Below are 4,416 nucleotides of genomic sequence, written 5' to 3' on the forward strand. Positions count from 1 at the left end.
CTAGCGGAGAGAAGTTTTGCGTAGTATGCCACGAGATGGATCCTATGGTTATAGCCTATAGCAACGACGTTCACAGCGGCAAAGGCAAAAGCGGAGTAAGGGCTAAATGCGTGGACTGCCACATACCTCATGATAACCTAGCCAAATACGTCTTAGTTAAAGCCAAAAATGGAATAATGGAGGGATATATTCATTTCTTTAAAGATCCGGAGGCTATAGACTGGCATAAAAATAGAGAGAAAAGAGAGCACTTCGTATTTGATAACGGTTGCGTTAGCTGTCATACGAATTTGATAGATAATAAGCTAACCTCAGCCCAGGCTCAAAAGATGCACGCTCACTATCAAAGCTTGCTAAATACCGATAAGCAACTAACCTGCGCTAGCTGTCACGCCGAGGTAGGCCACAGCGGGCTAAACAATATGCTAAACTACTGGAAGCCTGAATACAAAATCTACGAAAAGAAAGCCGCAATCAAAAAAGAAGAGATAAAGAAGGCTTATTTTGGGGAGGATTATGTGGGGGTGAAAGTGGAAAAAGCAGAAACTACGGCGGATAAAAACGCGACTAAGTAAACTTTCCTAAATTTAATAGCCCAAGTGAATTTGGGCTATTAAACTTAACTCAGTGTATAAATTTAACTTCCAATATCTCTATACTGCCTAAATTTAATGCTTACTACGCAGTAAATTTAATAACCGTTTAAAACAAATTTATGTATATTTTCTCTTTTACAATCACTTAAATTTGACGAAAATTTGAGCGTCAAATTTTGCAAATTTAAAACCAAAACCACCGAAAGAAAAAAATGAATAGAAATTTTAACAAAGCAAGAACGCAAGGCATCCTCGGCGCAGTTTGCATCCTGTGTGCGAACGCGAGTTTTCTAGCTAGCGATCAGAGCCTGTTTTGGATCGTTCGCACGCTAGCGTGGCTGTTTGCGCTGACGTTTTTCCACTATGCGCTTGTCCGTGCGCAGGAGCTATCAAACTCAAACGTCTTTACTATCTTTAAATACGCCTACAACGGCTTTTTAGCCGTAATCCTCTGCACGGTCGCGCTCTACGTTTTTGATAAAAATTATCTCAGCCTCATCTCTGACGTCATCATACCGCTTGCCGTATTTGCCGTCTCTATCGCGTGGGTTGTCATAAATCTCAAACTCGCAAAGGCCTCAGGCTGCGCGCTTTTTAGCATTTACGCGTGGATGCTTGCCGCTAGCCTGGGCGCAAACTTTATTTATGGCATGCTAGAGGTCCTCTCGCCAGCTCTCATCGCTCCCGCCGTCAAATTTGTACCTCTCACAAATGCGCTTTTTGATTTAGCGACTTCGGGCGTATTACTCGCGGCGTGGATCAATGCGGAAAATTTCTCAAACGAGCAAGACGAAATCGAGATAAATTTGACCAACCAGCACGGCGATAGGTTAAATTTAAACGCCCAAAGCACAAACGAACCAAATTTTAGCAGCCGTAACGAGCTAGCAACGGAGCTCAAATTTGACGCCGATCAAAGCCGCACAAATAAAATCCTAACCAAAAAAGAAAACGCGCATGAAAAATCTTACGAACAAGAAACGCTAAAAATAGCCAAAAAGCAGGGTATCATCTCGTGCCGGCTTATGCTAGCGACCGTTGCCGTATCTTTTTTTGCCAAGCTTTATCTGATATTTACGCAGCCGCACGGCGAGTCGCAAGAGCAGCTGATAAAACTGCTTGAAGGCTCGGTAAATTTCGTGCTTTTTCTTGCTGCGGCCATTTATATGTGGTACGCACTTAAAAAACTAGAGGAAATTTACGACGCCGACGTGCTTAGCATCTATAAACAGATGATTTTTGCATCTATCGTATTTGCGGTAGTTGGTATAGCGTTTGGCTTTATACGCGGCATAGAGGACCGACCTGCTACTGCTGGTACTGGGCTGGCGGGGCTTTTTATACTGGCTATCGCCGTCTATCTAGCCGTCCTTTGGGCTAAGTTAAATTTCAGTCTTGCAAAGATTACGGAAAACAATCTTTTTAAGACTTACGTATTTTTTGCTATCGCTAGCTTTATTATCGCCTTTGCGCTGCAGATAATGCTATCTATGGGCTATTTTACGGCAGTCTTTTCCATACTGCTTGCAGCGCTAGTCATCGTGATACTCTACGTACTGCCGACTGCGTTTTACCTATACGCTTGGACTATGATAAAGGAGGAGTAAGATGAGCGAAAACAAACAAGATTTGACCGAAGACAGAGCCCAAATCATCGAAAAAGCAAAGCAAGAGGGAATGCTTTCGGCTTGCTTTATGTCTTTTACGGTTTTGGTGCTTTACGTTGCGGACTTTTTCCCAAAACTTCAAGAAAAGCATAGCTGGACGGCGCTAAGTATACTCGCGCTAATCTATCTTTATAAGGCGCTTAAAAAGCTTCAGCCTATGTGCGAGACTAACCTCATGCGGCCGTTTCACGCGTATTGGGCGCTAGGTATTGCGGCGGCTGCAGCTCTGCTGGCAGGGATGTTTTACGATCCTATTTTTACGCTTTTATTCCTCGTTTTGCTTGTAGCTACGCTGATTTTTTGGACGATTTTAAACTTTAGACTAGCGCGTATCACGCAAAATCCGCTGTTTAAATTTCACGCCGTCATGCTTATAGTCTCTGTCATATCTAGTCTCACGGTACTTTTCCTAAAAGCAAACCCGGGCTCCGTGCTTTACTACGCGGACGCCGCGATAACGGCGACGGCTCAGGCTTTGCTCGTTGGCGCATGGTACGGCGTGGATGACATGGAGGATATTTAGTTAAATTTGGCATAAAATACGCGGATAATGGCTCTGCACAGTTTAAATTTGACCTGCCCAGTGGCGATGAAATTTGGCAAATTCGAGTTAATTTTAGCTCCGATCGACTTTGTTAAATTTGCCATAGCGCCGCTTGCAAATTTATTTCCGCAAAGCAGGCAAGCGCCGATTTTACCGCCGTTCGTATCAAAAAGACGCGGGTTTTGCCGCCTGCGTATAAATTTAACAGCCGAGTCAAATTTGACTTATTTTAGGCAAATTTTCGCGAGCTCATTTTCCCGCATCGCACGTCAAATTTAACCCAAGCTCGCCCTACCCGTTCATCTTAGATAGCTTCTCGTTTTTGAGATTTGCCTCCATCTGGCGTATCTCCTCCTCGCCGCTCCTTACGATACCTTCGTCGCACTCGAAGTTTTTGGCGTCTATTTTTTTCGGGTATTCGACGTTTGCTAGGATGTATCTAAAAAGGTTTATGCGAGCCTGTTTTTTGCTATCTGAAACGATGATGGTCCACGGACAAAACGGCGTGTTGGAGGCTAGCAGCATCGAGTATTTGGCGATGGTATACTGATCCCAGAGCTCCTGGCTTTTTTCATCCACTGGGGAGATTTTAAACTGCTTTAGCGGGTCGGTTAGGCGCTCTTTGAAGCGCTTTTTTTGCTCCTCTTTTGAGACCGAGAGATAAAATTTAAAGAAAATGATGCCCGAGTTTTTGATCATCTCCTCAAATTTAGGCACCTCGCGCAAAAACTCCTTGTGCTCCTCCTGCGTGCAAAAACCCATCACCGGCTCGACGCCCGCGCGGTTGTACCACGAACGGTCAAATATAACGATCTCGCCGGCGCTTGGCAAATGTGCGACGTAACGCTGGAAATACCACTGCGAACGCTCGACGTCGCTTGGCTTTTCAAGCGCCACGATACGGCATCCGCGCGGATTTAGGTGCTCGGTTAGGCGCTTTATCGAGCCGCCCTTGCCCGCCGCGTCGCGCCCCTCGATGATGATGAGTACGCGCAGACCCTGCTCTTTTACGTGATTTTGAAATTTTAAAAGCTCTATTTGTAGTTTTCGTAGCTCGTGCTCGTAGTCGAATTTCACGCTATCCGTGCTGTTTTTACTCACTCTAAACCTCCTTTTGGTATTTTTAAAATGTTACTATCAAATAATTAAAATTTAGCTAAAATACGCCTCTTAATTTAACATTTAACGCTGACTTTATGGGAGCTTGTGTAAAATACGACAAAAATTTCAAGGAATATTATGATTTTTAGGATGATTTTTGCGGCGATTCTGACTTGCTGCGCTATGTTTGCCGAACCGCTTTCGGTCAAAGAAGCCTTCGGTCTCACCGCACACGCCGACGAGCAAAACGTCGAGTTTAGATTTGCCCCCGCGCCAAATATCCACGTCTACAAAGACAGCCTAGCAGCGAGCCTGGGCGATAAAATTTTAAACTCGCATCTAAACTTCCCAAAAGGCGAAATTTACGACGAACGCGAGGTTTATACGGATAAATTTAGCCTTTTCGTGCCGATAAATTTGCTAAAAGGGCTTAGCGGCGGCGAAAATTTCACTCTAAAGCTCGAATACCAAGGCTGCGCCAAAGACGGCATCTGCTACCAACCGCAAG

At 44.6% G+C, this 4,416-nt stretch carries 6 protein-coding genes; 5 read left to right on the forward strand and 1 reads right to left on the reverse strand.

Going from position 1 to position 4,416, the window contains the following annotated elements; all coding sequences use genetic code 11:
- The 4 genes from Q0314_RS10855 to Q0314_RS10870 form a co-directional block, all read left to right on the forward strand.
- Window positions 1-575 (forward strand): NapC/NirT family cytochrome c (locus tag Q0314_RS10855; protein ID WP_298058919.1); only part of this gene is annotated, 575 nt, incomplete at its 5' end.
- 233 nt (window positions 576-808) lie between these two features.
- The gene (locus Q0314_RS10860; RefSeq protein ID WP_298058922.1) at window positions 809-2,203 is read left to right on the forward strand and encodes a hypothetical protein; all 1,395 of its coding nucleotides are present in this window, start codon (window positions 809-811) and stop codon (window positions 2,201-2,203) included.
- Window position 2,204: 1 nt separating this feature from the next.
- Window positions 2,205-2,786 carry a hypothetical protein gene (locus Q0314_RS10865; protein WP_298058924.1) on the forward strand — a complete coding sequence of 194 codons (582 nt, stop codon included), beginning with the start codon at window positions 2,205-2,207 and terminating at the stop codon, window positions 2,784-2,786.
- Between the two features lie 27 nt (window positions 2,787-2,813).
- Complete coding sequence (locus tag Q0314_RS10870) at window positions 2,814-3,086, forward strand: hypothetical protein (protein ID WP_298058925.1); 273 nt, start codon at window positions 2,814-2,816, stop codon at window positions 3,084-3,086.
- Window positions 3,087-3,098: 12 nt separating this feature from the next.
- On the opposite strand, the gene ppk2 is transcribed toward Q0314_RS10870, so the two are convergent.
- Complete coding sequence (ppk2, locus tag Q0314_RS10875) at window positions 3,099-3,908, reverse strand: polyphosphate kinase 2 (RefSeq protein WP_298058928.1); 810 nt, start codon at window positions 3,906-3,908, stop codon at window positions 3,099-3,101.
- Between the two features lie 138 nt (window positions 3,909-4,046).
- Between ppk2 and Q0314_RS10880 the strand changes: the two genes are divergently transcribed.
- A partial coding sequence (locus tag Q0314_RS10880; protein WP_298058930.1) for a protein-disulfide reductase DsbD N-terminal domain-containing protein occupies window positions 4,047-4,416 on the forward strand: 370 nt, incomplete at its 3' end.

It is taken from the genome of uncultured Campylobacter sp., from assembly GCF_938040115.1.
In the GTDB taxonomy this organism is placed as follows: domain Bacteria; phylum Campylobacterota; class Campylobacteria; order Campylobacterales; family Campylobacteraceae; genus Campylobacter_A.

Excerpts from the sequence above, each read along its gene's own strand:
- Q0314_RS10860 (WP_298058922.1), top strand. The coding sequence starts at position 809 with ATGAATAGAAATTTTAACAAAGCAAGAACGCAAGGCATCCTCGGCGCA.
- Q0314_RS10865 (WP_298058924.1), top strand. The coding sequence starts at position 2,205 with ATGAGCGAAAACAAACAAGATTTGACCGAAGACAGAGCCCAAATCATC.
- Q0314_RS10870 (WP_298058925.1), top strand. The coding sequence starts at position 2,814 with ATGGCTCTGCACAGTTTAAATTTGACCTGCCCAGTGGCGATGAAATTT.